Source organism: Exiguobacterium sp. s192 (assembly GCF_018618795.1).
In the GTDB taxonomy this organism is placed as follows: domain Bacteria; phylum Bacillota; class Bacilli; order Exiguobacteriales; family Exiguobacteriaceae; genus Exiguobacterium_A; species Exiguobacterium_A undae.
On the sequence record NZ_JACSMS010000001.1, the window covers coordinates 728,656 to 754,084 of the forward strand.

Here is a 25,429-nt window from a genome sequence, read left to right on the forward strand (position 1 = left end):
CGCTGAATTCAAAAAGGAGGTCTCGTTACGTGCGGACCAGCCGGCGGTCTTCGATGATCAATCCGTCCCGCATTTCGATTTTCCGGTTCGCCCGCTCTGCAAGTGCCGGATCATGGGTGACGAACAAGACGCCGCACCCCTTCTCTTCATTCAGACTCCGTAACAGGTTGAAGATGATCTCGCCGGTTTCCGTATCCAAATTGCCGGTCGGTTCGTCAGCGAGTAACCATTTCGGCTCATGGACCAAAGCGCGGGCAACCGCGACACGTTGCTGTTGTCCGCCGGATAATTGGGACGGCAACGAACCGGCTTTATCCGCCAGCCCCACTTTTTCGAGGAGCGACAGCGCCCGTTCCTTTTTATCATACGTCACCTTTCGTCCGAATAAGGGCGCCATGACGTTTTCGAGTGCCGTCAAGGTCGGAATCAGATGAAACTGTTGGAAAATGAAGCCGACGTTCTCAAACCGGAAGTCGGACAGTTCCCGACTCTTCAAGTGATGAATCGATTGGTCACCGTACGATAACGTTCCGTTCGTCGGCCGGTCGAGTGTCCCGATCAAGCTGAGTAAGGTTGATTTTCCGGAACCGGATGGACCGATGATCGAGATGAAATCACCTGCTTCGAGTGTCAGGTTGATGTCCGTCAAGGCATGTGTTTCGATGCCGTCTCCGGTAAACGACTTTCCGATTTGTTGGCAAATGAATGAATCTTGCATGTTTGTCCTCCTTGTCGTACTGGGATGTCTACATAATTCTCCTTTTATTTGGGAATTCCTGCAAAAAAAGACCTTCTTTTACGGAAGGTCTTTAAGAAGACATCGACGGGTGATTCGACGAACGTTTTTTGAGATACAACCATTCGTACGGGACGATGTAAAACAAACAGGCAAGTGTCGCGAACCGAATGATGCCCACGAGGTTGCTTCTCGATTCAACAAACGACATCTGACCAAAGTAATCATAAAAGCCGATGAACAACAGAATCGTGAAGACACCTGCTGTCAGATAGATCAAAAGACGTAAGGACAATGGATAGTGCCTTGTAATGAACAGCATCGGAAGACCAATCGCAAACGTAAACAACGTCGTCGCAAACGTTCCGAATTGGTATAAAAATTCATTTTCGATCGTCGTCACAAAGGCGTATGCCGTGAATAATAAAAAGGAACCAATCGCACTGACGGCTGAATAACTGACCAGACGCATGATAGTGTTTCTCCTCTCCTATGGAAACGATTACAAAAAAGTCCGGCAGACATCATCTTGCCTGAGCAAGATGGTGCATGACATCGGCCAATGTTTCGGCTTCAAGTTCGGCTTCGAGTGCCCGTTGCGCCCGCATGAAGGTGTTGTCGAGCGTCGATTGGATATTTCGACCGACGGGACAGGCCGGATTCGGGTGTTCGTGGATCGAAAATAAGTTATCCTTGGATTCGACCGCCCGGTAAATCATCAACAATGTGATGTCTTCCGGACGTTTCGTCAACATCGCTCCAGACTTTCCTGCTGTCGTCGCGAGCAGTCCAGCTTGCCGCAACGAGCCCGTCAATCGCCGAATAACGACCGGATTCGTATTGACACTTCCGGCGATGAATTCGGAAGACATGGCTTGATCCGGGTGGGACGCAATCAACGACAAGATATGAACGGAAACGGCTAATCGACTGTTAATCATCTGTTTCACCACCAATGCTTCTAGTTTAATAAGGACGACCTTTAATGTCAATTTCCTTGACAACCGTAATTTCTGTAACTAAACTAATTACATGTATCAGCTACATATTCCTTAAGGAGGCGTTTGTAATGAAGATTGCGATTATTGGAGCCAGCGGAAAAGCCGGTCGTGTTCTGTTGGAAGAACTGGCAGGACGAGGTCATGCCTTGACGGCAATCGTCCGGAATGCAGCGCGGACGAATCATGAGACGGTCCTTGAAAAAGATGCCTTTGCCTTATCAAAGGACGACTTATCGGGTTTTGATGTCGTCATTAATGCCTTTGGTGCCGCACCGGGACAAGAACAACAGCACGTCGAACTGGGACAGCATCTGATTAAACAGCTGCAAGGGACACGAACCCGTTTGCTTGTCGTCGGTGGAGCCGGCAGTCTCTATGTCGATCCGGAACAAACAATCCAACTGGCGGATACACCGGAGTTTCCCGACGCGTATCTGCCGACTGCAAAAAATCAAGCGAAGAATTTGGAAGACTTACAACAAACGACGGACCTGCACTGGACCTTCATCAGTCCGGCGGCCTTCTTTGATCCGGACGGTGAACGGACCGGTCAATACCAGCTGGCACATGATGTCTTGACGTTGAATAGTGCCGGAGAGAGTTACGTTAGTTACCGGGATTATGCGGTTGCTGTAGCGGATGAAGTCGAACACCACCGTCACGACCAACAACGCATTTCAATCGTCTCGAAATGACGCTCTCCCCCACCTGCAGAAAATGGTGGGGATTTTTGTGACTTGTAAAATCCGTGTTCAGGCGACGGAGATCATCCCCTTTCCTTTCATCCATCTCTGATTTCCCTTATACTAGGAAGTGACCGATCGTTAAATATCGTATGAAGTTCGTTCAACGTAGCACCTATCTTCCCTAAAAAGGAACTATTTTGGCACTTTCTGTCTGAAATAGTTTTTTGGTGTATTATGATTTCAGTGAGGAGAAAAACATGATTATTGGCTATATGCGACCATTTTTTGAAGATCCGGCTTGTGAGAAACAGGCGGCAATACTCGGAACGTATGAGGTCGATGACACGAGGAGAGAAGACCACAGTTCTTCCAAACGGCGTCACGTTCTCGATCAAACATTGGAGGATTTAGCGCAAGGGGATGTCCTGCTTGTCTCTCACTTGTATGTATTAGCCGATTCATCCCGGCATCTCATCGAAGTTTTAGACCTTCTTGACAGCAAACAGGCGTTTTTATGGTCAATCCGGGAAAACATCGACACCCGTCAAGCCTTGCCCCATTCGTTTCGCGAAATCGTTCAGCACCTCGTCGCGCTGCAGAGTGATGTCGTCAGCATGACGACACGCGAAGGCTTATCAAAAGCAAAGGAACTCGGCAAACAGACGGGACGACCGCGTAAACCGGACGAAAACGTCAAGCGGGCGATTGAGATGTATCAAAGCAAGCAATACAGTTTAGCCGATATCCGTGAAAAGACCGGTATCAGTAAAAGTACGTTGTACCGGTATTTGGAACAATGACGACGTCCCCCTTGTACTTCAGTACGAGGGGGTTTGTCCCATATGAGAGGAGCAACAACATGCCAAAGGAGTATGAGGACTTACGAAAAACGTTACACGACCGCTTCACCCGCTATCCGGACCGCCACCCGGCGCTTACCTGGTCAACGGTTGAAGCCGAGCTGACAGACGATCATCTTCGTGCACTCGACTGGATGGAACAGACCGGCGGCGAACCGGATGTGGTGGTCATGCCGGACGGTCAGTGGCTGTATGTCGACTGTGCGGAAGAGAGTCCAACCGGACGGCGCAGCTTATGTTACGACAACGAAGCACTGGAAAAACGGAAGAAAAACAAACCGCTCGGCAGTGCCGTTGCGACAGCAAGCGAGTACGGTGTGGCCGTCTTAACGGAAGACCACTACCGTCATTTGCAGACGGTTGGGGCGTTTGACCTGAAGACGTCGAGCTGGATCGAGACTCCGGAGTCCATCCGCATGCAAGGTGGCGCCCTCTTTTGTGACCGGCGGTACGGCAACGTCTTCACTTATCACAACGGGGCGGACTCGTATTATGCGAATCGCGGTTTTCGGACGTATTTGACGTTATAGTTCATGTTAAAGCGGTACCTACTCTCGAGCAGTAGGTACCGCTTTTTGTTGTATCCTTATCACTAGTCAGAGTACCATTTAAGTAAAATACCAATTTTTGTATGTATTATCCTAGTGTTTTGCTATAATTTACTGTGTCTTAAAAATAGAGGTTATGACAATGAGCCAACATCATCCGTTTGATACACGACAGACAAAATGCCTATAGAATGAAGGAGGTAAAACGATATGCTGATGACCGGAATCCTTTTAGGTGTCGCCTGTACGTGGGCAGTTGGAAGGTTAATCCATACGTTGCGGCAAAAACATCAGTCCCAACCGACAATCGCGGCATTCGGCAACCATTCCAAAGACATCATGTATATCTTCGAGGTGAAGCCCGTCTATCGGTTTCGCTACATCAGTCCTTCACTGGATGACCATATCGGTGCCGGAATCGTAAAAGCGAGTTATGCCGACCCGTCAGAGTGTTTCGACCGAATTCATCCGGAGGACGTCGAAATCCTGATGTCTAAATTATCCGGTAACTGCAATTACGAGGAACCGTTCACCCAACGTTGGCGGACAAATGACGGGACGTACACCTGGTTTGAAGAGTACACGACACCGATTTACGAACAAGGTGAACTCGTTGCCGTTCAGGGCGTCATCCGCAATATGGACGCGGCAAAAACCAAACAACGGGAACTCGAGCAACTGTACCGGCAAGATCCGTTGACGGGTCTCTTGAACCGGCATACCTTCGATGGATTACTCAAAGAAATGATGCAAGCATCCCCTGTCCGGCTCGGTGTCATCGCGCTGGATCTCAATGACCTCAAACAGATCAATGACCGATTTGGCCACGTCGCTGGAGATGCCTTGTTGCAACAGACGGCGCTTTGTCTGTCACGGTGTGCGTTTGAAGCGTACCGCCTCGGCGGCGATGAGTTTGTCATCATTTGCCGGGATCATGCGGAGCAGGATTGCCTGCTCTTGGTCGAACAGTTGCGCTCCGAATTCATCAAACACGAGTTGTCGGTCGCGATCGGATTTGCCTACAATCCGGCGACAACCGATCTCGCGGATGTCCTCCGAAAAGCGGATCAGGCGATGTACCGGGATAAACAGACGACGAAATTACTCGTTTGACTGTTGCAACACCTGGTTCAATTGGTGATTAAACAAATCGGGCTGATCGAGGTTCGCGGTATGGCCGGCATCTGGAATCAAATGAATCTGTGTGTTGGGATATTCACGTTGGAAGCGGGATGCACCGGTGACCTCATGCTCTTGCACCATGCCGTTTAAAATGAAGACGGGAGCTTGCAGATGCTGTAACGATTGTTTGGTCATGGTGGGATAACGGAACGTCATCTGATGCAACACACGTTGCATCGTCTCTTGCCAACGTGTCCCGTGCAAGTCTTCGAACTGAGCGGCAATCAACGGCTCATGTTGTTTGATGTCGAGAAAGTAAGTGTATTGTTGTGCCATGACGTCCGTAAGTTCTTCCGGTACGACCGGTGTATATCCGGTCAAGATGATTCCATCAACCAACTCCGGTGCTTTCAGTGCGACTTGAATCGCGAGTGACGCCCCAAGAGACAGACCGACGAGATGACCGGGTCCGGTTTCGCGGATACGGTTGATCAGATTGACCGTCGCCTGCTCGATGTATTCCACGGCAGCTGCATCTTCTGACGTACCATGTCCGGGTAAATCCATCACGATGACGTCGTATTCTTTCTTGAAATAAGCGATTTGCTGTTCGAAATGGGTTTGTCCTGTTCCCATGAAGCCGTGTAAAAAATAGATCCGTTTCATCGTCACACATCCTTTATTTGGTGTTGGTCAAGCGTTCGAATCGCCGCGATGACGAGATCCGGCCGGTCCAGATGAATCGCATGACCTGCTGTTGGAACGAAGATTAATTCAGCTGTTGCTGTCAACTTGGCTTGTTGTGCAATCAATCGATGCCATGTTTCTTCGAGTCGGCGGAGTTCGTGTTCCGGTAACCCGTCTTCGATTCCGTCTGAAATGCTTTGCTCCTTGTCCCGACCGAGGACAATCAGTGGCAGTTCCGGGAAATTGTCCGTCCGCATCCGTTCCGCATCCGTTTTCCAGTGCGTGACTTCTGTCGCCATCATCGCATAGAGGGCAGGATCGAGTTGGAAATCGAGCAGCGCTGACTGAACCGTTTCCGGCAAGCGTTGTTGCGCCGGCGTCAATGCCGGTTGGATCAACAGACGCAGCTGGTCGCTCGTTTGTGTTGCATAACGCCGGCATTGTTCAATCCAGGTGGCATCCGACGACAGTGTATCAAGTACGGGTGTATCGAGGTCATCAAGTTCGTGTAAGTCAACTGACGTCGAATCGACCAAAAGCAACCCTTTTACCTGATCGGGATACCGGATTGCGAACTCTTGGGCAATCAATCCGCCATAGGAGTGACCGACCAAGAGAATCGGTTCGTCTACGTTGCAATGGTTCAACAGCCTTTGCAGTTGTTGAACGGCGTGACTCGTCCGGTGAATCCCGTCGCCTTCCTGCCAGGAATGCCGGTGGAAGCTGAGAATCCGGTTGGTTGGTCGCAATGTTTGAACGATCTCATACCAGTCTTCATAGGAACACCCCATTCCGGTCAAAATCACGATGGGTGTCCCGGTTGTGCCTGTATCCAAGTACTGTACTTGATGCAAAGAAGACACTTTTGTACGCATACCATGTCTCCTTTCGTGTCGTTGTTGATAAAACAGGCAATCCTAACTGGTGTTCTGCAAAAGTTTGGGATATCCTTTTTGTTTTTTTTGAATAATTTAGAATAATATTAAGGTAATTGAAATATAATTAATAAGTAGGAGTTGCGTGTTCATGACCATCTCGGCTGTTTTATTTGATCTCGATGGGACGTTACTCGATCGCGTCACCTCGTTACGACGCTTTTTGGCCGTCCAACACGCCAAGCGAATTGCCCCGCGTTCGACTTGTCCGCTTGATCTGTACCAACAACTTTTTCTGGAACTGGATCAAAACGGTCACGTGTGGAAGGATATCGTCTATCACCACTTAATCGTCCACTTACACCTTGAGGGTGTCACCGTGTCCGAGTTGTTGCACGACTACGTCTCCGAGTTTGCAAAGACGAGTGTGTTGTTCCCTGAGACACGTCACATGTTGGAGCAGTTGCGCGTGTCCTGTCGGCTCGGGCTCATCACGAACGGTCGGAGCGACGTGCAACGTGCCGTCATCAACCACCATCAATTGCAGACATTTTTTGACCCGATCTTGATTTCGGAAGAAGTGGGTCTTTCCAAACCGAATCCGGAACTGTTCTTACGTCCTTTGATCCACTGGGAGCTTGCCCCGGAAAATGTTTTGTATATCGGGGATCATCCGCTTCACGATATCAAAGGAGCAGAAGCAGTCGGGATGACGGGTATCTTAAAAACAGATCATCCGGTTGTTGCCAGTCCGTCTTCCTACACAGTGAACGACTGGTCGGAACTCGAACCCTTGCTCATCCAACTTAACTTAGAAAGAAGGTCACGCTCATGACAACTGCCTATCAGATCCGCCCGTACCAAGATCAGGACTTCCCCGACATTCAGCGCTTAAATGCTGCGGAAGGCTGGAACCAGCTCGTCCGTCTCCATGAACGGACCCAACTTGCTTGGCAACACTCAAACGCTGCACTTGTCGTTGAACACGCGGGGGAGGTCATCGGTTATGTCCGCGGAATGACAGACACTCAGGTCACGTTGTACATCTGTGAATTACTGATTGATGCCGATTTCCGTGGTCAAGGTCTGGCTCAACAGCTGTTCGCCTGTCTTCATGACCGGTATCCGACGACCCGGATCGAAGTCCTCGCCTCAAGCAGCTCGGAAAGTTTTTACCGGGGTCAGGCATTTCGTCCGTTTTACGGTTTCCGGAAATCGTTTGAGTGATTCGGTTCTCCTAATGCATTTCCGCCCAAACGGTTTCAAATGCGGTTCCCTTCATATCAAAATAAGCGTGTAACGGTTCGTAAAAAAGATAGCCCCCCTTAATTAATTGGAACTGATTCGTGACCCCGTCGGCCAGTGTCACGTCAACCATCCGCAACTCCGGATGGTTCTGAATGCTGGATGGCAGTTCGGAGTCGGCCAGTGGCGTTGCCGTACTTAGACCAGTCAACAGATTTGTCCAGGATGCGGACGGTGCAAGCGACGCTTTCCGCTCCGAATCCCGCGTCCGTTCGGTCTGATAGCTGATGTGCGTGATCGTTTGATCGAGACGAAGGTGTCGGAAATAGTCCGGTCGAAAGGTCGTTTGATCAAGGACCCGGACGATTCGTTGCCCGTCCTCCTGACCGATTGCAAGCAGTCGGATGGAAGGGTCATATCCTTCCAGCTCGTAAATCGTATAGTCCGTCAGGTTCGAGGCGAAGGGTTGTTTTGATAAAGTCGTTTCGTTTTCTTCAGTCAACGTGTTTTCGGACGTCCCTAACTTCCGACCACGCAGTTGAGACACTGCTTGTCCGCTGATTGTCGTGTCCGCCTGGATATACATCTTCTCCTGATAGACGAGTCCGGGCAGCATCGAGGCGGTCGATTGGTCGATCGGCGTCTGGATCCAAGATTCGAGTCGGTCATATTGCAACAGACCAATCAGCAGGCTAGCTGCCAAAATCAGTTGCGGTAAACGATGCCTCCGTTTTTTGCGGCGGAGCCCCTGCTCCATCCGGGCGTGAACGGTATCCGGTACGGGAATGTCTTCTAACACGGTCTCAAGTTGCTGTTTCATCCGGACTCTCCTCCTTTCATTTGGTGCCGTTGCAGTTTTTGAATTATCCGGTATAATGTACTTTTCACCGTACTGACCGGAATATCGAGTAAGTCAGCGATTTCCTGAAAAGAATAATCGGCTTGGTATCGCAAGAGCAGTAACGACCGTTCTTTGACTTCAAGTCGTTCGAGCAAGTCCGCCAGTTGAACTACCTCCACCTACGCTTCACTTAGAGATGAAGGATTCCTGAGTTATCCGACCTAACGGTCGAAAATTGATCAGGCTAACCCCGTCGTCCCGACGGTTGAAGAAGCTAAGATACGTTCGGCTTCTTGTTTGAGATTCAGTCCTGCGTTCACATCCCGGTCGTGATGGATGCCGCAACTCGGGCATGTCCATTCACGCAAGCCAAGATGTTTCACGTCTTTGTGTTGATGTCCGCAACTGGAGCACAGTTGACTGGAAGCAAAGGTCTTGCCGACTTTTACGACGGTCTTCCCGTACCAGTCCGCCTTGTACTCCAGCATGCGGAAGAACTCCGACCAACTGACGTCCGAGATGGCCTTGCTCAACTTGCAATTCCTCTGCATGTTCTTCACTTGCAAGGTCTCGATGCCGATGACGTCGTGGTTTTGGACGATCTCGGTCGATACCTTGTGCAGGAAGTCGGTTCGCTTGTTGGCGATCTTCTCGTGGATACGGGCGACCTTCCGCTTCTGCTTCTGATAGTTTCTCGCCTCGGACAGCGTGATTTTCTTATTCAGGGCGATGCGTTGACGGCGGGAGAACTTACGCTGTTCGCGCGCCAGTTTCTTCTCAAGCGAACGGAAGTAACGGTCGTTCTTGTATACCGTGCCGTCCGACAGGATGGCGAAGTTCTTGAGTCCGACATCGACGCCGACGGATGAACCGGTCTTCGGCAATTCGTTGATCTCCTGCTCGACAAGCAGGGAGACGAAATATTTGCCTGAAGCGTTACGTCGAATCGTGGCGTTCAAGATACGGCCTGTGATGTGTTTCGAATGGGCGAAACGTACCCATTTCAGCTTCGGAAGTTTGAGCTTATTGCATCCAATCGATACTTCAGGAAGCTGGTTTTTGCCTTGGATGTTGGTCTTGTACGACTGGACGGGATTGCGCTTGGACTTGAATCGAGGGCGTTCGTTCTGCTTCTTGAAGAAGCGGTCAAATGCATCAGCAAGATGTTTGACGCTGATCTGAACAGATGTACTATCAACTTCCTTCAACCAATCGAACTCCTGATTCAACAAAGGAATTTCTTTGGAACAAGAACCGTAGGACAGTCCTTTTCCAGTGGTCTTGTACAATTCATCCCACTTCGCCAAGAAGTGGTTGAAGATGAAGCGCGAACATCCAATCGTCTTCGCAATCAGGATTTCCTGCTCTTTTGTGGGGTAGATTCTGAATTTGTAGGCCTTGTGCTTCAACACCATTTTTCACCTCCTTTAAGGAAAATATACCCGAAAAGCAGGCTGGCGATTCATCTCCCACTTTCACTTCGTTTAGAAGTGGAAGTATTCTCGCCTAATTTTAATAAAGTTGATCGACGACCAGATGTTCAAACGACGGGATTTGCGCCTCACTCCTATCCTGTGCTGCATTAATCGTGATTCGGGTCAGCCAAGTCTTAAAATTGGTGACATCCTGCAGCGACTTCCGGTACTTCCAGGCACGAAAGGCAACTTCCTGAACGTTTTCGAGCGCTTCCTGCTCGTGTTTTAAATACAGATACGATATCCGGTAGATGTAGCGTTCTTCAGCATATAGCGCCGTGAGAAATGTATCATCCGTCCAGCTTCCGGCGATTTTTTTACGGAACACAGCACTCCTCCCTTTCCTTTCTATCTTATTAGACTAAGTATGGACCGATTTAGTTTCAAAAATCTGTAAAAAATTATAGGGCAGGAGATTTTTAGATGAATTTTCACACGGCAAGCAGCTTCCGCAACATCAAAGACATCCAATTCATAAACAACCGACTGATCAAGCAAGGTCATCACCTGACGTACGATTGGACGCAATCGGAACGGGTCGATATTCCGGCTGCCCTGCAACGGATTGGACAGCTGGAACTCGATGCCGTCGAGGCTCGGGATTGCCCTTGCCAACCGGATTCCGGTTTTCCTTTGTATGCTCGATTCGACGAGTTGGACCGGTTCGGAAGCGAGCACGTTTTATCACATCGGTGATGTCAGACCGTGCTTCGGTCAGGTCAATGACTGGGTCCGGACCATCCTCGACGCGATGGCTGAGCGGACAGTCCGATGAGGCGGATCGTTCTTCTGACCGTCGGCAAGACACATGCCGGAAAATCAACGTTTGCCGACCGCTTGTCCCGGTTGTACCCATCGTTTCTTGTCATCGATCAAGACGTGCATGCCCGTTTCCTGAACACCCATTATCAAAAATTGTTACCGCTCGACGGTCCAAACCGCTTAAAACATCAACTGACGGACACGATTGTCGAACATGCCCGTCTTCAGTCTGACCTGCATCTGATTGTCTGCAATGCCAATCTGTCAAAAAAACAGCACATCCGCTTTTTACAACAGTTTCCAAAGGATCAGTACCGAACGATTCTCGTTCACTTTGACCTTGCCGAAGAAGTTCTGTTGGCGCGGGTTGACGCTTCCATAAAGGATCGGGCGGAAATCCGCGGTGCAGAAGATTACCGGCAGATCTTGTCACGTCAACGATTGGAACGTCCTGAACCGGATGAGGCGGATCAGATGATCCGGATCCGCACGCAAACCGACATCGAGTCTTTTCTGCAGGACACTGCCTGGTTCATGAATGAGGAAGCGTCGAAAGGACCTGTCTGAGCAAACGGCTCAAGCAGGTCCTTTTTGTGGTATTTGAATCCGGGCAGACGTTCCTTGACCGGTGGTGCTATCAAGGGTCACTACCCCGCCGTGTAATTCGACAATCCGTTTGACAATCGACAAGCCAAGTCCGTGACCATCCGTCGTCCGTGAGGTCTCGCCCTGATAAAAACGGTCAAACACGAATGGGAGCTCCGCCGCCGAAATGCCTTTTCCTTGATCGGTGATGGTCAACGTCACATCCGTTGCTTGTGTCAGCCGAATCGATAGGACGCCGTTTGCAGGTGAGAAATAAACCGCATTTTGCAGAAGATTGAGTAAAACCTGTTGCATCAGTTCCTCTTCCCAGACGACCGTCACTTCCGCCAACTCGAGATCGAGGATCAGATGTTTGTCTGTCCACTGGGATTCCAGTAACAGCAGAGAATGACGGACCTGCTCATCAAAACGGTACGGCTTCCGCTGGATGATTGACTGATGATCAAGCCGCGATAACCGGACAAGATTCGAGGTCAGGCGGGACAGACGGTCACTTTCCTGTCCGATGATCCGAATGTAATGCTCTTTCTTGTCTTCCGAAAGACCGGGCTGTGCCAGTAACCGGCTGAACCCATGGATCGAGGCGATCGGTGTCTTCAGTTCATGGGAAATCGCCGCCGCCAAATCTTTTGCCAAATATTCGTTTCGTTGCAAGGCGACGGTCATCTGGTTAAAGTTCTGAATCAAGTTCGCGACTTCATCACTCCCCTGATCCGGAATCTGAATGTCGTAGTTGCCTTGCGTCACTTCAACAGCGGCTTCGCTGATCCGTTTGATCCGTCGGGTCACGAGCCGGACGGCAAACCAGGTCAGGAAAAAGGCGACGGCAATCGTCAGACCGATTCCAACCAAGGACGAGTTGCGAATACTTGAGACGAGGTCCTGGTCCGGATTCGGTGTCGCCACCAAGTAACGTTCGCCGACCTGCCGAATATGAAGCGGACGCTCCGAAAAGGTTCCGGCGACAGCCACTTCTCCTTTCTGTCGGAGCGTCTCTGTTTCAGTTTCAGACAGTGAAACCATAGTTTGTAAACGGTCGGCCGAGACTTCCGTCGTCTCAATCACCGATTGTTCGACGTAGCGGCTGGCTGAAGCGAAGGACAGTTCTTGTTCGACCATCAACCGTTCGACGGTACCCGTCCGTTCCGCCAGTTGTTGTGCGACATCTTGGCGGACCGAATCGAATTGGAAAAAGAACGTCGCCCCGAGCGGAATCAATAACGGCAACAGCAGCAAGCCAAACAAAATAAGGAAAAACCGACCGGAGATTGACTGAAAAAACGGCTTCATAACACGACCCCTTTGTAGCCGAGTCCCCAGACCGTCTCGATCGTAAAGACTTCATACTGATTAAATTTATCCCGTAACCGTTTGACATGGACATCAACTGTCCGGCTGTCACTTTCAACATCATATCCCCAAATCTCATCCATTAACTGTTGGCGTGTGAAAATCTGTTTCGGTTGGGACAACAGACGATAGAGCAATTGAAATTCCTTTTGCGGTAACGCCAGTTCGCCGTCCGGTGTGACGACGGTCGCATCCCGCATCCGTAACGTCAACGTCTTCACGACAAGTTCCTGCGTCGCGACGATTTTCGATCGCCGAAGCAAAGCATGAATCCGTAACAGCCATTCATCAAGATCAACCGGCTTGACCAGATAATCATCGACGCCGGTCACGAATCCCGCTTCCTTATCAGCAAACGTATCGAGGACCGTCAGCATCAAAATCGGCAGATCATACCCGGCTTGCCGCAACGCATGGACGAGTTCGACACCCGAGACATGCGGCATCATGACGTCCGTGACAAGCAGATCGATGTGTTGTTCGTCAAAGCAGGCAAGCGCTTGTGCTCCGTCTGCGGCTTCGATCGTCCGGAATCCTGCCGCACGTAAGGTCTCTCCTAACAGGTACCGGACATGTGGATCATCTTCTGCAATCAGGATGGTAACCATCCCACACCTCCTTTACGCATTGCGCAGGGCTTCAATCGGATGGAGCAACGACGCTTTTCGAGCGGGCGCATATCCGAAGACGACCCCGACGAGCATTGAAAAACCGGCTGCAAGGAGCAACGTCCCGACGGAAATCGTAAACGTCGTCCCGATCAGCAGACTGACGAGATATGCCAGACCGACTCCGACAATGATGCCGATTCCACCACCCATCAAGGATAATAAGATCGACTCGAGTAAAAATTGGAGCCGAATCGCCCGTGGTCGTGCGCCGAGTGCCTTGCGCAGACCGATTTCCGTCGTCCGCTCCGTGACCGAGACGAGCATCATATTCATGATTCCGATGCCGCCGACAATCAAGGAGATCGAGGCAATGCCGGTCAACAGCAACGACAACATCGTATTGATTTGATCAATTGAATCAAGAGCTTCATCAAGACTGACGATCGTATAGCGGTCTTCCTGTTCATTATAGAATTGATACATTTTCGCGGACAGATCCCGTTTGACGGTCGCGACGTCGGCCGACTCCTCCTTGAAGACATCGACTTGTTGCACCGTGTCGATGTCAAGCGTCCGCAGTGCCGTCGTATACGGAATCACGATTTCCTCCGAGTCGGCATCACTCACGCCGATGACCTGATACGTCAAACCGTTCAGGAACAGCGACTGTCCGACCGGTTCCTGTCCCGGAAAAAGTGTCCGGGCAACGGAGGGACTGATGACGGCGACGACGGTTTCCTGCTCGACATCACTGATTTTGATTTCCCGTCCCTGTGTGACATCGGCCGATTCCTGGTAGTAGATGTGATTGCGGCCGCTGATCGTCACGTCATCGAGTCGGGCGTCTGCCGACCGCACCGATAATTGAGTCGTCAACGTCGGGGCAATACCGCGTGTCCCGTCGACTTGATTTAACTCTTCCAGTTGTCCTTGGGATAATCCTGCTTTTAACGGAGACGCCGTCGTTTGAATCGTCAATTTGTTTGCCCCGAACGTCGAGACTTCGGCATTGATCGAGGCGGTCGCCCCGTTGACGATTGAAATCAGGGCGATGATGGAAGCAACACCGATGATGACCCCGAGTGTCGTCAGAAAAGACCACATTTTATGGTGGACGATATTCGTCCAGGCCATCCGAAAGGTTTCGCGTATCATGGATGACTCGCCTCCTGTACCTGTCCGTCTTCAATCCGGACGATTCGTTTCGCCTGTTTCGCAATCGTAATGTCGTGGGTGATCATGACGATCGTCTTCCCTTCGTCCGCCAACTCGTGAAACAAACCCATGATTTGCTGGCCGGTCTTTTGGTCGAGTGCCCCGGTCGGTTCATCCGCCAGCAGCAGCGTCGGTTTCGTGACGAGTGCCCGGGCAATCGCGACCCGTTGTTGTTGCCCGCCGGACAACTGATGCGGATAGACACTCCCCTTTTCCCCGAGTCCGACCCGGGTCAGCAAATCGATCGCCCGCCGGCGCCGTTCTTTTGGCGAGACACCCGCATAAATCAGCGGCAACTCGATGTTTTGCAGGACCGTCAATCGCGGTAACAGTTGGAACTGTTGAAAGATGAAACCGACTTCCTGATTCCGGATCCGGGCGAGTTCATCTTCAGACAGTTGGCTGACATCCTGGTGTTGCAGGTGATAGTTGCCGCTTGACGGGATGTCGAGACAACCGATGATGTTCATCAAGGTCGACTTACCGGATCCCGACGGACCGAGGATCGTCACGTATTCCCCGGCCTCGATCGATAAATCCACATCTTTCAAGACCATTTGCCGGTTTTCGCCTGCTCCGTAAGCTTTCGTAATCTGTGTTAACTCGACGACGGCCATTACGATGCACCTCCCGGAGGAGTCGGTAACAGACCCGAACTGCCTTGTTCAGTCGGCAACACGACATAGTCATCAACGGACAGACCTTGTTTGATTTCAATGTCTTGCCCGTCTGTCACTCCGGTCGTGATGAACCGGCGGACGACTTCGCCTTCTTCTTCGACGTAGACGTACGGACGGTCATTTTCCGTATACTCGACGACATCAAGCGACAAGACGGCCGCCTCCTTGACCAATTGTTTGTTGATGCGGGCCTCGACGGTCATGCCGACACGCAGTTGGTCCGGCCCATCGATCGTGACGTCCGCCGTGAAGTACGACAATCCATTTTCCATGACCGCTTCTTTACCGACCGATTCCACCGTACCGCCTACAATTTCATCCAAGCCGTTTACACGCAACTCGACCGACTGATCTTGTTTGAGGCGATGGATATCCTGTTCGTCGACCTTCAGTTGAACGGTCAAGTCTCTGTAGTCCGTGATGACGGCGAGTGACGTGTTGGGTCCGTAGATGGCATTTGGTTCGACATCAAGCTTGGCGATCTCACCCGTAATCGGGGCTTGATACGTTTTGCCACTCACGCTTGAAAACAGAGTGTCCCCCGCTTTGACTTGTTGTCCGACTTTAACCTCGACCGCCTTGACTTCGACCAGCTCATTACTGACGACCGTACTGCGCTTGTCGGCCATGACTTGTCCCGTGAAATGATAATACGTCTGCAACGTTTTTTGTTTGACTTGCTCCCGTTTTAATCCATCCGCTGACGATTGTTGCCCCATCGCTGCGACACCGGCTGTCCCAATCAGCAGGATGACTAGCAATCCGATCCACCATTTTCGTTTGTTTGTCTGCTTCATCTGTTTGTTCCTCCCTTGTCTTGAATACTCATACTGTAGAAGGAAGTTATGAACCAATTATGAATTCGGAGGGCATTTGATTAAAAAAAGTCTTTTCTTGAATAGACAAAATTTTCAAATAATATTACACTTATTTTACCTTAATTTGTAAAAGGAGTGGTTTGATGGCTATCTTAGTTAAAGACGTTTCGCATACCTTCAGCCAGGCGGGATTACAGAGTGAAGTCTTAAAAGCGTTGACCTGTCAGTTTTCCGCGAATGACATCACCGCCCTTGTCGGTCCGTCCGGATCAGGGAAATCGACGTTTTTAAGTCTGATCGGCTCGCTCGACCGGCCGACATCGGGGCAAATCGACTATGACGGACAGGACATCACGAAGTGGAAGAACCGGCAGTTGTCGAAGTTCCGGGCGCAGGAAATCGGCTTTGTCTTCCAACAGTTTCACCTGTTGCCCGCTTTGACGGTCAAAGAAAATCTGCTCGTTCCCTTACTGAAACAAAAAACCGACTTCAACAAAGAAGACCGGATTGCGGAAATCTTGGAAAAAGTCGGACTGACCGCGAAACAGGATGCCTTGCCGGCGCAATTGTCCGGCGGGCAACAGCAACGGGTCGCAATCGCTCGAGCCCTGATCAATCGGCCGCGCTGGATTCTCGCCGACGAGCCGACCGGTAATCTCGACTCGATCAACGGGGAGATGATCTTTCAACTGTTGCTCGATCTCCATCAAGAAGAACAATGCGGCATTCTGTTCGTCACGCACGATTTGGCACTCGCGGAACGGGCGGATCGGATTGTGTTCATGCAGGATGGACAGATTGTCGAAGATCGGCGGAAGCAGACGGTTCGAAGTGTGTAAAAACGATTCATGGAGGCGAGGTGGAATTCATCAAAACGTTCCGGTCCAAACTCATTGTATGCGTGATTGGTTCATCCGCCGTCTTTTTTCTGCTGTTGTTTACGACACAATCGGTTCATCAATCCTTTCGGCAAGCAGACTTTTCCGAACAGGAAACGACGATAAAACGGGGATGTGGAAAAGATTCATTGTCAAATCGGTTTTTTTCAAAATATAACTGTTCCGGAGGGATCATCCGAGAAGATTCCGAGGGTGAAATTCTTGGGGGTGCGACCGGGAAAACGGAAAAAATCGAAGGTCCTTCACGCGGAAAAGTAAAAACGGCTGAATCGGCCTCTTTCTTCGAAACAACCAAGGAAGCCGCCCGTTCCAAGTCGTCCGATTGGTTATGGGCAGGTCTGTTGCTTGCCGGGGTCTTCATGTTCTTCATCTATCATCATTTCAATCAGCGACGGCTCCGGAATCGCCCAATCAGCGAAACTTCCGTAATCCATAACCGGACCGCCTTTCCACGACCCTTCTCGATCCATCCGACGAGCACACCCAAGATGCTCGTTCCACCGCAGGAATCTGTCCGGCTGCTCTTATTCGACTTCAATCAGCAATTATCAAAACCATTGCAACGCCGACGGCACGAGTCGCTGACGGAGTGGACGCAGCGAATTGAGTTGTCGACGTCACTTGCGCCCTACCTGATTACCCGCTATGCAACAGAGACAGATTGTCAAAGGGTTGATCCAAATGCACTCCGTCATTTCAAACAGGATTTAACAACGTATTTACGCCATCAGTCTTCCCATCACTGAATAAAGGAGAATCCCTATGCTACGTTTCGTTTTGAATCACTGGCGCCGACAACGGTTTAAGTTCATTCTGACGCTTGTCGGTGCGCTCATCATCAGTGCCGGACTCAGTCTGATGTTCAACTTGACCGACTCCAGTCAAGGCACGGTCGAACAGACATTACAAAAGAAATGGTCGTCCGCCTACGATATCGTCGTTCGGCCAAAAGGCAGTCAAATGTCGACTGAATCAAGTGACCTGCTGGAACCCAACTATTTAAACGGTATCAACGGCGGGATTTCTTTGGAGCAATATGAAACCATCAAACAGATGAAAGAAGTTGATATTGCAGCACCGATTGCTGTCATGGGCTATGCCAACACGTTTGTCATGTTCAAGAAAGCCATGACGTTTCCAAAGGAACCCGGTATTTACCGCTATAAGAGAACGACATACACCGAAACTGGCCTTGGCAAAGAACAGCAATTCGAAGAGCAGATCCATATTGCTCAAGGCACAAAGATCCAGTTACCAGAAAAAGTCCCCTTCTCGACCTCCCCGGTGGACAGATTTCGGGATGTCTCTGCCGGTAATCCGGTTCTGATTGTTGCTGTCGATCCGAAAGAGGAAGCCCGACTAGTCGGGCTCGATCAAAGCGTCAGTTCCAAAAATAATTCCCGGTATTTTTCACAACTGGATCAACATGAGTCACCTCGAGGGGCTGACGACAACATCATTCCGGTTCTTGTCAATCCGCATTCCTTTAATAAAGGGACATATGAATTTACGATTGAAAAGCTGGATGCCCCGTATAAAACTGAGCAGGATCAGCAAAAGCTGGTTCAAGAACTGGTCAAAAAACAGCCGGACGGTGACCGTGTAAATTCTATCCTTCAAACGTATCCGGCCAAATTGACGCAACGCCTTGAGATGCCGTCTTCTAAAGTCGAAGAAACCTATCTCAAAACATTGTCGGAAGGGACAAACCTCCAGACGTTTGTTGCAGAAGATGCTCCAGGTGCCCAGTTGCTGTATAAATCAGGTCCGCTTCAGTTCAATGAAACCAAAAGTCCATATCCGACGCGCTGGAAGAATGCTTTTGAAGTCAGCACCTCTGCGATTCATTTAAAGAACTGGTACTTTTCGGAGTCGACGCATCCTTCAAAAGGATATCGGTCACTTGTCTCGACCGGAAAAAAGGTTAAAAATCCGAGCGAGATGGAAATTCCGTTTAAGTATCCTTACCTCACCTTTAAAGTCGTCGGTCTCTATGATCCGAACAAAATTAAAGTCTCAAAAGATCCGCTCAATGAACTGCCGATGGAAACCTATCGACCGTCATCCGCTGATCTCGTCCTCGATGCGAAAGGCAATCCGGTCAATCCGGCAAAGTCAATCGACACGTCTGGTAATCCGGTTGGTTTATTGACGAACTCGCCGAACATCCTGACGACGTTAGACAGTGCCTTTGCCGTCAACGGAAAACAGGCCATCTCGTCGATTCGTCTCAAAATCAATGGCGCAACAACCGTCAGTGAGGAGTCGGAACAGCTCCTGCAAAACGTTAAGACACAAATCGAACAGGAAACCGGACTGCTGGCAACGATTACAAAGGGGTCGTCGCCGCAACCGGTCGTGACAAAGGTCGTCGATGACGGCAAGACACTCGGTTGGATCGAACAGCCGTGGGTTCATATCGGTGCCGCGATGACAATCTTCCGCGAAACGAGTGTCGGCTTCTCCGGTGTCATCTTCGCGATGCTTGCCGTTGCCATCGTTTATGTCCTTGCGACAAGTTACGTCTCGATGCTCGCCCGGCGGAAGGAATTTGCCGTCTTGCTCGCACTCGGCTGGCGGACAAAAGACTTGTACCGGATTGTGTTAATTGAAGCCGCGCTTCTCGCCGCTTTTGTCTCCGTTGTCGCTTTAATTGTCGAAAGCATCTTCTCGTATGTCCGAAACGAAACGATGAACGGGTGGAGCTTACTCTGGATTACCCTGTTCAGTCTCGTGATTTACTTTGCCGGTGCCGCCTGGTCTGCCTTTACGATCCGGAAAATTTCGCCGTACGAAGCCATCAAGACGGGTGAATATGCATCATCGTCTCACGTCAAACTCGGTCTCCGTTCGACCTGGACGCTCGCACTCAAAGAGATTTTCGGCAAATGGAAGCGGAATGCGCTGTCGATTTTATCGATTGCTTTACCAACGGCTCTGTTGACATTCTTCCTGTTCGTGACGTTCCACCTGCAAGGCGTCCTGTATACGTCATGGCTCGGTCAGTTCGTCGCCTTACAGGTCGGTCCGATGCATTACGTGACGATGGGTGTAGCAATTACGATTGCCATCCTGACGACCGGCGAAATCATGTGGCAAAACGTCACCGACCGGCGGGCGTCGCTCGCGATCTTAAAAGCCGTTGGCTGGACAAACCGTTCCGTCCGTCAATTGATTGTGTTAGAAGGTATGCTGATCGGATTCGTCGCCGGAATCGTCGGACTGAGTATCTCTTACATCACAATTTATGTGTTGTATGATCTCGTTCCGTGGGATGAGCCGCTGTTGATCGCTGTCTCCCTGCTTCTGCCGGTTCTGTTCGGAACAATCGCTTCGCTCCTGCCGGCGCAAATCGCAGCACGCGTCAATCCCTATCAGGAATTAAAAGATGCAGGATAATCAGAATCAGTAGACAACCTGAAGACCGGCTCTCGCCATACGAGGTCCGGTCTTCAGGTCGTTCTGGTCGTGTGGTTCGTCAGGCGCGTCGCCCCTTGATGGATGAGCCAGGCAACCACTAAGATGAATGGGAAAAATTGTAACGGAAATAAAAACAGCAGCAAAGTTGCGGTGACAAACGGCTGTTTGAGGATGACCGTACAACTGGCAGCGACACTGACTGCAATCAGCAAACCCGGTGTATACGGAAAGACGGACGCTAAGGCAAACGCCATCGCTGTACTCGAGAAGACCGCCGGAAAGATTTTTCCGCCCCGCCATCCGAACGAAAAACAGACATGGGTCAAAAAGGCTTTCCCGACGGCGATGCTGATTAAGAAGAAGACCGATTGATCGAAGGCAATCCGCGAGAACTCGAGGATTTTTTGTTCGCCGGAAAATAAGAAATAGGACGACATGCTGCCGAACAGACCTAAGATTGCACCGGCGGCCAAAGCTAAACCAAGTGGATGTGGATAGTTTCGTGCCACAATGTCCGTCCAGCGGCCAAACATTACAAATAGATACCCGAATCCCGTCCCGATCATGACTGCCGGAAGCAGGAAGTACATCACCTCCACCGTCCAGTTCACTTTCGGTGTACTGATGGAAAATAAGATTTCGTGTGGGAACAGTCGATTCAGTGTCGTAAAGGCGAAAATCCCGCAGGCTGTCGTCAGTGCATACAACAAGACTTTGATGGATTTACGCTTGAAATTGGTCCGGTTCACCCCGTCTTCGAGTGCTTCACTGACGCCGATCAACGGCGCGTAAAAAATCGTTGATAACATCGCTCCGATCCCAAGATCAAGCAACTCTTTTTTCTTCTGCAGGGTCCAGGTCATCCGGTCACCGGCCCACGTCATCAATCCGCCGAGAATGCTGATCAAGGCTGCTTCCGGACCGAGACTTGCTCCGAACGTCAAAACCAGTAAGGCAGCCACGGTATTTTTGACGACTGCCCCTTCATACGCAACCCGGCCTGTCGTCTTGAATTCCTCAAGCGTCTGATGCATCGTCCGGGGATAGTCGCCGATGTACGTCTGGAACAGACCAATCAACAATCCGCCGAACAGGCAAATCCAAAACGGATAAAACGGCGTGTCCAGCTGTTCCGGAATCGTCGTCCACGTCACATGAATCAGCAGATTCGACAATGCCAGAAAGAGCGACGCAAGTGCCCCGACAATCAGCCCGAGCAGACAACTGTAGAGGACGAATACCAGATTAAAGTTCATCTGCTTCACTCCTTATTCGCAAATACTACCCGTCACTTCCGGTCTGGTTTGTTTTTGTTTAAGTGGAATTCTTTTAACGCCCGGTTAAAATTCACAATCAGGGCACTAATAACGCCGATTCCAAGCAAGACATACCCCATCGTAAAAATCTTGCCGATCGGCGTGACCGGATGAATATCACCATATCCGACCGTCGTCAGCGTCATGACGGAAAAATACAGCGCGTCGAGATAACTCAGCTGTTCGACGCTGTGATAAAAAAACATCCCGACCGCCAGCAAAAAGGCGACGGAGAACATGACGGCTTTTTGTTCATCTTGACGAAACAGGATTTTCAGGACGTAATACATATTGCGTAACAGAATGAAAAAGGCAATCATCGCATCCTTCCTCTCCTCACAAGCAGACTTGACACGTGACGACTTTCGTTCCTTTACCTTATCTATTGAATTACCCGAAAAAAGGGAGAACGATTCTTAAATCGTCTCCCTTTACATCCATCCTCTTGTTCGGTTTCCGATCTGTTTGTCCACTCCCTTATTTCGGACGATAGAATAAGGTAATATGAAGGTTCCTGCAAAACATTCATCTACCTTAGAGGAGGTCAGAAACATGCGTATTCAAATCATCGGTGGTTCCGGTACCGGGAAAAGCACGCTCGGCAAGTGGATCGGGCAACAAGAGAGTATCCCCTGGATCGACAGCGATCATTATTTGTGGAAAGATCAAACATTTACCGAAAAACGATCGGTCGCGGAGCGGTATGCCTTATATACACCGGATATTGAAAACCATCGACAGTATGTCGTCTCCGGTTCCGTCTTTTCGTGGAATCCGACCGGCTTCGACAACCGGGAGTTGCTTGTCTTTTTACGCTTGGATGAAACGACACGGATGAACCGTTTAATCCAGCGGGAACAAGAACGGTATCCTGATTTCACGGGAACGAATGCATTTCTCGACTGGTGCAGCACGTACCTGACGGCGACGGATCCGGCGATGATTGGGACGCTAGCCGAACACCGTCTGCAAATGGAACAATCCGCTTCTCCTGTCATTGAAATCGATGCGGCGTTACCGACGGACGAGATCTACAGGCAAATCAGACACGCCTATCAGCAACTGCAAACCGCACTGTGAATTTTCGTATACTTACCGAAACCAATCGGCTCCCTCCCGTGTCAGAAAATCGAGTTCCCGTTCGTAATGCGTGACATGTCCCTCTTCAATCATCCGCTGAAAGGCTTCTTCGCCTTCCGTTGCTTTCCGCTGAATCGTCGCAATCAGTGCCTGGATACGGAGCAACACCGTTTCGTACAAGGCGGCTTTTATGTCTGGTTTTCCGTAAGCCGTCAAAAACAATTCGATTCGCCGCCGGATGCGTTCCTGATCTGTGATTCGATCATAGAGCACAGGCTCCCCTGTTTCCGTCATTTGATGGCGGCTTAACGGAACAAACGTATACATCGTATACGCGATATCCCAAATCCGTGGTCCCGGGGCGGCGACGTCGAAATCGATGATGCCGATCGGCCGTTCATTTTGAAAAATGACGTTATAGACGGCAAAATCATTATGGCAAATCAGTTCAAGTGGCTCGGGTGTTCCGTCGAGCGGTGGCCAATCAGGTGGGATTCGAAAATCCGCGACGGCTTCGTGATAAGCACGTAATAGGCGTGCCGTTTCTTCCAAAACGGTATCCGAGCGCATGTATGGCTCGAGCGGATAATTCCCGGCCTCGCCTTTAATGTACGAGACGATTTCCCGATTTTGTGCGTCAATCCCTAAAAACCGTGGACTCCCTGTAAACCCTCTTTTCTCAAGATGGTGTAACAACCGATGAATCCGTTCACTGTCCGGTTTTTGTTCGCGTCTGACTGTATCCCCGATCCGTGAGACGTCGGAGACATTCCCGCCCGTCAATTGTTCTTCCCGCTCAGGTTGTGTCATGTGGTATCCTCCCCTTTCCGTTGACTCAGTGCAGTGACGAGAATCGATGCCCCGACTAAACTGATGACAAGATCGCTTCCTTTGACCAACGAGAAGTCAAAATGCCACAACGTGTCAACCCCGTTCGTGATTATCATCCCGATGACATACAGCGTGATACTGAGCGGAATCATCCGTTTAATGAACCGCGGGACACGAATCCAGATTCGTAACAAGCGTTCACCTGTCTTACTCATCATTCCATCCCCTTACGACCTAAAATTTTCCTGTTTCATTTAGCTTATCATGTCTGAATCAATCACTCAAAGTGTTCGCCGGTCTCACCAACTGGTAGACTAAGGGATAGAAAAGTCAGGAAATGGAGTCGATATTTATGAAAGCCATGACCATCACACAATACGGTCACGTCCCGCTTGAACTTACAGAACAGCCCCGTCCGCAGGTCAATCCCCATGATGTGCTCGTCGAAATTCATGCCGCAAGCATCAATCCAGTTGATTTTAAGATTCGGGACGGGAACGTCAAACTGTTGATTCCCTATCAGTTCCCGTTGATTCTCGGCAATGATTTTTCCGGTGTCGTGACGGAAATCGGTTCTGCCGTTACGAAGTTTCAAATCGGGGATGCCGTTTACGGTCGTGCCGAGAAGAACCGGATCGGCACGTTTGCTGAATACATCGCAATCGATGAACAGATGCTCGCTTTGAAACCAGCCACACTTTCGTTTGAGGAAGCGGCGTCGATTCCGCTGGTCGGCTTGACGTCCTATCAGGCGTTACATGACATTCTGCAGCTGACACCCGGACAAAAAGTTTTGATTCACGCCGGTGCCGGAGGCGTCGGAACGTTTGCGATCCAACTGGCGAAGGCAATGGGACTATATGTCGCAACGACGGCAAGCCCCGCCGGACATGAGCTTGTCCAGTCACTTGGGGCCGATAAAATCATTAATTACCGGACAGAAGCCTTCGAGGACCTGTTGCACGATTATGACGGCGTCTACGATACGATTGGCGGCGAGACACTCCGACGGTCGTTTAAGGTTGTCCGTCCGGGTGGACACATCGTCTCGGTTTCCGGACTGCCGAATGGCCGGTTCGGTAAGTCCTACCGGTCCGGTTTTCTCAAGACGTCATTATTTAGACTGTTGACGCTCCGCGAGACACTTCTTGAACGAAAATATGATGTCACCTATACGTTTTTGTTCATGCGACCAAGTGGTCGACAACTCGAACACATCACGGAATGGATCGAGAGTGGACAAATCAAACCGATCATCGACCGGGTGTATCCGTTTGAAGATGCCCAAGCGGCGCTCGAGTATTCTGAGTCCGGTCGGGCCAAAGGAAAAGTCGTCTTAAAAATCAAATAAACCGTTCAAACAGTCAATAAACACCGGACATACTGGTGTTTATTGACTGTTTTTGTATTGATGTTTTATTTAAATCCGACTCTCAAGCGAAGTATAAAATAAGCTATTATGTAAAATAAAGGATGTCAACTTTTATTAAACGGAAGGAGCAAACAGATGGACATACGTACCGGCACCCCGTACAAGCATTATTTTTGGAAACGGTTTTTCCTGCTGTTCATTCCGCTGTTTTTGATCGGGATTCTACCTGAGCCGTTCATCACAGAAAATCCATTCAACAGTCTTGAAGATTACGGCGAATTCGCCTTCGTCTTTTTGTTGTATCTGATTGTGATGTCCGGAATTTCCGCTTTTTTGGTCTCGATGCGTTGGAGAAGAAAACAAAACCGTAGATGATGACCACTTCGACTAAAA

General features: G+C 50.1%; 32 protein-coding genes. 14 read left to right on the forward strand and 18 right to left on the reverse strand.

Annotated features, from left to right (window positions below):
- Nucleotides 1-25: 25 nt before the first annotated feature.
- The 3 genes from KNP87_RS03765 to KNP87_RS03775 form a co-directional block, all read right to left on the reverse strand.
- Nucleotides 26-718 carry an ABC transporter ATP-binding protein gene (locus tag KNP87_RS03765; protein ID WP_026832915.1) on the reverse strand — a complete coding sequence of 231 codons (693 nt, stop codon included), beginning with the start codon at nucleotides 716-718 and terminating at the stop codon, nucleotides 26-28.
- A gap of 91 nt (nucleotides 719-809) precedes the next feature.
- The gene (locus KNP87_RS03770) at nucleotides 810-1,208 is read right to left on the reverse strand and encodes a hypothetical protein (RefSeq protein WP_214720866.1); all 399 of its coding nucleotides are present in this window, start codon (nucleotides 1,206-1,208) and stop codon (nucleotides 810-812) included.
- Nucleotides 1,209-1,260: 52 nt separating this feature from the next.
- Nucleotides 1,261-1,677 carry an Rrf2 family transcriptional regulator gene (locus tag KNP87_RS03775; RefSeq protein WP_119922986.1) on the reverse strand — a complete coding sequence of 139 codons (417 nt, stop codon included), beginning with the start codon at nucleotides 1,675-1,677 and terminating at the stop codon, nucleotides 1,261-1,263.
- Nucleotides 1,678-1,805: 128 nt separating this feature from the next.
- Here KNP87_RS03775 and KNP87_RS03780 point away from each other — a divergent pair, with 128 nt between their 5' ends.
- The 4 genes from KNP87_RS03780 (at nucleotide 1,806) to KNP87_RS03795 (ending at nucleotide 4,944) form a co-directional block, all read left to right on the forward strand.
- Nucleotides 1,806-2,432: an NAD(P)-dependent oxidoreductase gene (locus KNP87_RS03780; RefSeq protein ID WP_026832918.1), complete on the forward strand. Its 627-nt coding sequence runs from the start codon at nucleotides 1,806-1,808 to the stop codon at nucleotides 2,430-2,432.
- Nucleotides 2,433-2,680: 248 nt separating this feature from the next.
- A complete protein-coding gene (locus KNP87_RS03785; protein ID WP_026832919.1) occupies nucleotides 2,681-3,223 on the forward strand; it encodes a recombinase family protein in 543 nt (180 codons plus the stop codon).
- Between the two features lie 59 nt (nucleotides 3,224-3,282).
- The gene (locus tag KNP87_RS03790; RefSeq protein WP_214720867.1) at nucleotides 3,283-3,813 is read left to right on the forward strand and encodes a DUF4256 domain-containing protein; all 531 of its coding nucleotides are present in this window, start codon (nucleotides 3,283-3,285) and stop codon (nucleotides 3,811-3,813) included.
- 228 nt (nucleotides 3,814-4,041) lie between these two features.
- On the forward strand, nucleotides 4,042-4,944 hold the full coding sequence (locus KNP87_RS03795) for a sensor domain-containing diguanylate cyclase (protein ID WP_214720868.1): 903 nt from the start codon (nucleotides 4,042-4,044) through the stop codon (nucleotides 4,942-4,944).
- On the opposite strand, the gene KNP87_RS03800 is transcribed toward KNP87_RS03795, so the two are convergent.
- Both KNP87_RS03800 and KNP87_RS03805 read right to left on the reverse strand, forming a co-directional pair.
- On the reverse strand, nucleotides 4,933-5,619 hold the full coding sequence (locus KNP87_RS03800) for an alpha/beta fold hydrolase (RefSeq protein WP_214720869.1): 687 nt from the start codon (nucleotides 5,617-5,619) through the stop codon (nucleotides 4,933-4,935). The genes KNP87_RS03795 and KNP87_RS03800 overlap by 12 nt on opposite strands.
- 2 nt (nucleotides 5,620-5,621) lie before the next feature.
- A complete protein-coding gene (locus KNP87_RS03805; protein WP_214720870.1) occupies nucleotides 5,622-6,515 on the reverse strand; it encodes an alpha/beta hydrolase in 894 nt (297 codons plus the stop codon).
- 151 nt (nucleotides 6,516-6,666) lie between these two features.
- Here KNP87_RS03805 and KNP87_RS03810 point away from each other — a divergent pair, with 151 nt between their 5' ends.
- On the forward strand, nucleotides 6,667-7,350 hold the full coding sequence (locus KNP87_RS03810; RefSeq protein ID WP_214720871.1) for an HAD family hydrolase: 684 nt from the start codon (nucleotides 6,667-6,669) through the stop codon (nucleotides 7,348-7,350).
- Complete coding sequence (locus KNP87_RS03815) at nucleotides 7,347-7,742, forward strand: GNAT family N-acetyltransferase (protein WP_214720872.1); 396 nt, start codon at nucleotides 7,347-7,349, stop codon at nucleotides 7,740-7,742. Before KNP87_RS03810 ends, KNP87_RS03815 begins: the two co-directional genes overlap by 4 nt.
- Before the next feature lie 10 nt (nucleotides 7,743-7,752).
- On the opposite strand, the gene KNP87_RS03820 is transcribed toward KNP87_RS03815, so the two are convergent.
- The 4 genes from KNP87_RS03820 to KNP87_RS03835 form a co-directional block, all read right to left on the reverse strand.
- The gene (locus KNP87_RS03820) at nucleotides 7,753-8,580 is read right to left on the reverse strand and encodes a hypothetical protein (RefSeq protein WP_214720873.1); all 828 of its coding nucleotides are present in this window, start codon (nucleotides 8,578-8,580) and stop codon (nucleotides 7,753-7,755) included.
- A complete protein-coding gene (locus KNP87_RS03825) occupies nucleotides 8,577-8,780 on the reverse strand; it encodes an RNA polymerase sigma factor (RefSeq protein WP_214720874.1) in 204 nt (67 codons plus the stop codon). The genes KNP87_RS03820 and KNP87_RS03825 overlap by 4 nt, the downstream gene beginning before the upstream one ends.
- Before the next feature lie 60 nt (nucleotides 8,781-8,840).
- Nucleotides 8,841-10,013, reverse strand: a complete 1,173-nt coding sequence (gene tnpB / locus KNP87_RS03830; protein ID WP_214721035.1) for an IS200/IS605 family element RNA-guided endonuclease TnpB — start codon at nucleotides 10,011-10,013, stop codon at nucleotides 8,841-8,843.
- A 100-nt stretch (nucleotides 10,014-10,113) separates the two neighbouring features.
- Entirely contained in the window at nucleotides 10,114-10,404 is a 291-nt protein-coding gene (locus KNP87_RS03835) for an RNA polymerase sigma factor (RefSeq protein ID WP_214720875.1), read from the reverse strand.
- Between the two features lie 95 nt (nucleotides 10,405-10,499).
- Here KNP87_RS03835 and KNP87_RS03840 point away from each other — a divergent pair, with 95 nt between their 5' ends.
- Together KNP87_RS03840 and KNP87_RS03845 are read left to right on the forward strand one after the other, a co-directional pair.
- Complete coding sequence (locus KNP87_RS03840) at nucleotides 10,500-10,772, forward strand: hypothetical protein (RefSeq protein ID WP_214720876.1); 273 nt, start codon at nucleotides 10,500-10,502, stop codon at nucleotides 10,770-10,772.
- A gap of 75 nt (nucleotides 10,773-10,847) precedes the next feature.
- Nucleotides 10,848-11,405 carry an AAA family ATPase gene (locus KNP87_RS03845; protein ID WP_214720877.1) on the forward strand — a complete coding sequence of 186 codons (558 nt, stop codon included), beginning with the start codon at nucleotides 10,848-10,850 and terminating at the stop codon, nucleotides 11,403-11,405.
- A 9-nt stretch (nucleotides 11,406-11,414) separates the two neighbouring features.
- On the opposite strand, the gene KNP87_RS03850 is transcribed toward KNP87_RS03845, so the two are convergent.
- From KNP87_RS03850 to KNP87_RS03870, 5 genes are read right to left on the reverse strand one after another with little or no spacing between them, the layout of a single operon-like run.
- The gene (locus KNP87_RS03850; protein ID WP_214720878.1) at nucleotides 11,415-12,734 is read right to left on the reverse strand and encodes a HAMP domain-containing sensor histidine kinase; all 1,320 of its coding nucleotides are present in this window, start codon (nucleotides 12,732-12,734) and stop codon (nucleotides 11,415-11,417) included.
- Entirely contained in the window at nucleotides 12,731-13,402 is a 672-nt protein-coding gene (locus KNP87_RS03855; protein ID WP_214720879.1) for a response regulator transcription factor, read from the reverse strand. The genes KNP87_RS03850 and KNP87_RS03855 overlap by 4 nt, the downstream gene beginning before the upstream one ends.
- Before the next feature lie 12 nt (nucleotides 13,403-13,414).
- Complete coding sequence (locus KNP87_RS03860) at nucleotides 13,415-14,560, reverse strand: ABC transporter permease (RefSeq protein ID WP_214720880.1); 1,146 nt, start codon at nucleotides 14,558-14,560, stop codon at nucleotides 13,415-13,417.
- Entirely contained in the window at nucleotides 14,557-15,237 is a 681-nt protein-coding gene (locus KNP87_RS03865) for an ABC transporter ATP-binding protein (protein WP_214720881.1), read from the reverse strand. Before KNP87_RS03865 ends, KNP87_RS03860 begins: the two co-directional genes overlap by 4 nt.
- A complete protein-coding gene (locus tag KNP87_RS03870; protein ID WP_214720882.1) occupies nucleotides 15,237-16,097 on the reverse strand; it encodes an efflux RND transporter periplasmic adaptor subunit in 861 nt (286 codons plus the stop codon). Before KNP87_RS03870 ends, KNP87_RS03865 begins: the two co-directional genes overlap by 1 nt.
- Before the next feature lie 164 nt (nucleotides 16,098-16,261).
- Here KNP87_RS03870 and KNP87_RS03875 point away from each other — a divergent pair, with 164 nt between their 5' ends.
- Genes KNP87_RS03875 through KNP87_RS03885 form a run of 3 tightly spaced genes read left to right on the forward strand, consistent with a single transcriptional unit; the run spans nucleotide 16,262 to nucleotide 20,416 of the window.
- Nucleotides 16,262-16,957 carry an ABC transporter ATP-binding protein gene (locus KNP87_RS03875; RefSeq protein ID WP_214720883.1) on the forward strand — a complete coding sequence of 232 codons (696 nt, stop codon included), beginning with the start codon at nucleotides 16,262-16,264 and terminating at the stop codon, nucleotides 16,955-16,957.
- Between the two features lie 20 nt (nucleotides 16,958-16,977).
- A complete protein-coding gene (locus tag KNP87_RS03880) occupies nucleotides 16,978-17,763 on the forward strand; it encodes a hypothetical protein (RefSeq protein ID WP_214720884.1) in 786 nt (261 codons plus the stop codon).
- 16 nt (nucleotides 17,764-17,779) lie between these two features.
- Complete coding sequence (locus tag KNP87_RS03885; RefSeq protein ID WP_214720885.1) at nucleotides 17,780-20,416, forward strand: ABC transporter permease; 2,637 nt, start codon at nucleotides 17,780-17,782, stop codon at nucleotides 20,414-20,416.
- Between the two features lie 53 nt (nucleotides 20,417-20,469).
- Here the strand turns inward: KNP87_RS03885 and KNP87_RS03890 are convergent, their stop codons facing one another.
- A complete protein-coding gene (locus tag KNP87_RS03890; RefSeq protein ID WP_214720886.1) occupies nucleotides 20,470-21,693 on the reverse strand; it encodes a chloride channel protein in 1,224 nt (407 codons plus the stop codon).
- Between the two features lie 32 nt (nucleotides 21,694-21,725).
- On the reverse strand, nucleotides 21,726-22,073 hold the full coding sequence (locus tag KNP87_RS03895; protein ID WP_119922962.1) for a potassium channel family protein: 348 nt from the start codon (nucleotides 22,071-22,073) through the stop codon (nucleotides 21,726-21,728).
- Between the two features lie 232 nt (nucleotides 22,074-22,305).
- On the opposite strand from KNP87_RS03895, the gene KNP87_RS03900 reads away from it, so the two are divergent.
- On the forward strand, nucleotides 22,306-22,833 hold the full coding sequence (locus KNP87_RS03900; RefSeq protein WP_214720887.1) for a shikimate kinase: 528 nt from the start codon (nucleotides 22,306-22,308) through the stop codon (nucleotides 22,831-22,833).
- 12 nt (nucleotides 22,834-22,845) lie between these two features.
- Here the strand turns inward: KNP87_RS03900 and KNP87_RS03905 are convergent, their stop codons facing one another.
- Both KNP87_RS03905 and KNP87_RS03910 read right to left on the reverse strand, forming a co-directional pair.
- Nucleotides 22,846-23,643 (reverse strand): phosphotransferase, encoded by a 798-nt coding sequence (locus KNP87_RS03905; RefSeq protein ID WP_214720888.1) that lies wholly within the window; start codon nucleotides 23,641-23,643, stop codon nucleotides 22,846-22,848.
- Entirely contained in the window at nucleotides 23,640-23,879 is a 240-nt protein-coding gene (locus KNP87_RS03910; protein ID WP_251135398.1) for a hypothetical protein, read from the reverse strand. Before KNP87_RS03910 ends, KNP87_RS03905 begins: the two co-directional genes overlap by 4 nt.
- A 137-nt stretch (nucleotides 23,880-24,016) precedes the next feature.
- On the opposite strand from KNP87_RS03910, the gene KNP87_RS03915 reads away from it, so the two are divergent.
- The gene (locus KNP87_RS03915; RefSeq protein ID WP_214720890.1) at nucleotides 24,017-25,015 is read left to right on the forward strand and encodes an NADP-dependent oxidoreductase; all 999 of its coding nucleotides are present in this window, start codon (nucleotides 24,017-24,019) and stop codon (nucleotides 25,013-25,015) included.
- 156 nt (nucleotides 25,016-25,171) lie between these two features.
- Complete coding sequence (locus KNP87_RS03920) at nucleotides 25,172-25,411, forward strand: hypothetical protein (RefSeq protein WP_026832944.1); 240 nt, start codon at nucleotides 25,172-25,174, stop codon at nucleotides 25,409-25,411.
- The last annotated feature ends 18 nt before the right edge of the window (nucleotides 25,412-25,429 follow it).

Bases quoted from the DNA above. Each gene is read 5' to 3' on its own strand.
- KNP87_RS03765 (WP_026832915.1), bottom strand. From the start codon at position 718: ATGCAAGATTCATTCATTTGCCAACAAATCGGAAAGTCGTTTACCGGA.
- KNP87_RS03770 (WP_214720866.1), bottom strand. From the start codon at position 1,208: ATGCGTCTGGTCAGTTATTCAGCCGTCAGTGCGATTGGTTCCTTTTTA.
- KNP87_RS03775 (WP_119922986.1), bottom strand. From the start codon at position 1,677: ATGATTAACAGTCGATTAGCCGTTTCCGTTCATATCTTGTCGTTGATT.
- KNP87_RS03780 (WP_026832918.1), top strand. From the start codon at position 1,806: ATGAAGATTGCGATTATTGGAGCCAGCGGAAAAGCCGGTCGTGTTCTG.
- KNP87_RS03785 (WP_026832919.1), top strand. From the start codon at position 2,681: ATGATTATTGGCTATATGCGACCATTTTTTGAAGATCCGGCTTGTGAG.
- KNP87_RS03790 (WP_214720867.1), top strand. From the start codon at position 3,283: ATGCCAAAGGAGTATGAGGACTTACGAAAAACGTTACACGACCGCTTC.
- KNP87_RS03795 (WP_214720868.1), top strand. From the start codon at position 4,042: ATGCTGATGACCGGAATCCTTTTAGGTGTCGCCTGTACGTGGGCAGTT.
- KNP87_RS03800 (WP_214720869.1), bottom strand. From the start codon at position 5,619: ATGAAACGGATCTATTTTTTACACGGCTTCATGGGAACAGGACAAACC.
- KNP87_RS03805 (WP_214720870.1), bottom strand. From the start codon at position 6,515: ATGCGTACAAAAGTGTCTTCTTTGCATCAAGTACAGTACTTGGATACA.
- KNP87_RS03810 (WP_214720871.1), top strand. From the start codon at position 6,667: ATGACCATCTCGGCTGTTTTATTTGATCTCGATGGGACGTTACTCGAT.
- KNP87_RS03815 (WP_214720872.1), top strand. From the start codon at position 7,347: ATGACAACTGCCTATCAGATCCGCCCGTACCAAGATCAGGACTTCCCC.
- KNP87_RS03820 (WP_214720873.1), bottom strand. From the start codon at position 8,580: ATGAAACAGCAACTTGAGACCGTGTTAGAAGACATTCCCGTACCGGAT.
- KNP87_RS03840 (WP_214720876.1), top strand. From the start codon at position 10,500: ATGAATTTTCACACGGCAAGCAGCTTCCGCAACATCAAAGACATCCAA.
- KNP87_RS03845 (WP_214720877.1), top strand. From the start codon at position 10,848: ATGAGGCGGATCGTTCTTCTGACCGTCGGCAAGACACATGCCGGAAAA.
- KNP87_RS03850 (WP_214720878.1), bottom strand. From the start codon at position 12,734: ATGAAGCCGTTTTTTCAGTCAATCTCCGGTCGGTTTTTCCTTATTTTG.
- KNP87_RS03855 (WP_214720879.1), bottom strand. From the start codon at position 13,402: ATGGTTACCATCCTGATTGCAGAAGATGATCCACATGTCCGGTACCTG.
- KNP87_RS03860 (WP_214720880.1), bottom strand. From the start codon at position 14,560: ATGATACGCGAAACCTTTCGGATGGCCTGGACGAATATCGTCCACCAT.
- KNP87_RS03865 (WP_214720881.1), bottom strand. From the start codon at position 15,237: ATGGCCGTCGTCGAGTTAACACAGATTACGAAAGCTTACGGAGCAGGC.
- KNP87_RS03870 (WP_214720882.1), bottom strand. From the start codon at position 16,097: ATGAAGCAGACAAACAAACGAAAATGGTGGATCGGATTGCTAGTCATC.
- KNP87_RS03875 (WP_214720883.1), top strand. From the start codon at position 16,262: ATGGCTATCTTAGTTAAAGACGTTTCGCATACCTTCAGCCAGGCGGGA.
- KNP87_RS03885 (WP_214720885.1), top strand. From the start codon at position 17,780: ATGCTACGTTTCGTTTTGAATCACTGGCGCCGACAACGGTTTAAGTTC.
- KNP87_RS03890 (WP_214720886.1), bottom strand. From the start codon at position 21,693: ATGAACTTTAATCTGGTATTCGTCCTCTACAGTTGTCTGCTCGGGCTG.
- KNP87_RS03895 (WP_119922962.1), bottom strand. From the start codon at position 22,073: ATGATTGCCTTTTTCATTCTGTTACGCAATATGTATTACGTCCTGAAA.
- KNP87_RS03900 (WP_214720887.1), top strand. From the start codon at position 22,306: ATGCGTATTCAAATCATCGGTGGTTCCGGTACCGGGAAAAGCACGCTC.
- KNP87_RS03905 (WP_214720888.1), bottom strand. From the start codon at position 23,643: ATGACACAACCTGAGCGGGAAGAACAATTGACGGGCGGGAATGTCTCC.
- KNP87_RS03910 (WP_251135398.1), bottom strand. From the start codon at position 23,879: ATGAGTAAGACAGGTGAACGCTTGTTACGAATCTGGATTCGTGTCCCG.
- KNP87_RS03915 (WP_214720890.1), top strand. From the start codon at position 24,017: ATGAAAGCCATGACCATCACACAATACGGTCACGTCCCGCTTGAACTT.
- KNP87_RS03920 (WP_026832944.1), top strand. From the start codon at position 25,172: ATGGACATACGTACCGGCACCCCGTACAAGCATTATTTTTGGAAACGG.